2 rRNA genes are annotated in these 284 nt (G+C 53.9%); both read right to left on the bottom strand.

Annotated elements, in window-relative coordinates:
- Positions 1–81, bottom strand: a 23S ribosomal RNA gene (locus tag GFC01_RS18655); the annotation flags it as partial.
- A 103-nt stretch (positions 82–184) separates the two neighbouring features.
- Positions 185–284 (bottom strand): 16S ribosomal RNA (locus GFC01_RS18650); the annotation flags it as partial.

The following is a 284-nucleotide window of genomic DNA, read 5'->3' as shown; positions in this document are numbered from 1 at the left end:
CCGTGGCTTTTCGCAGCTTACCACGTCCTTCATCGGCCCAAAGCGCCAAGGCATCCACCGTATGCCCTTCGTATCTTGACCTCGACGAACTTTCTCCCACTGTGAAGTTTTCAAGGAACAGTTGGTCCTTCAAAACCGAACAGCAGGTTAAGATGGCTTCCTTCCAGAAAGCTTCGCTCCTTAGAAAGGAGGTGATCCAGCCGCACCTTCCGATACGGCTACCTTGTTACGACTTCACCCCAATCACCAACCCCACCTTCGACGGCTGCCTCCTTGCGGTTAGC

Origin of the sequence: Desulfofundulus thermobenzoicus, assembly GCF_009428905.1 — a bacterium.
GTDB lineage: Bacteria > Bacillota > Desulfotomaculia > Desulfotomaculales > Desulfovirgulaceae > Desulfofundulus_A > Desulfofundulus_A thermobenzoicus.
Note: the sequence above shows the minus strand (reverse complement) of the source record. Positions and strands in the feature narration are given on the sequence as shown.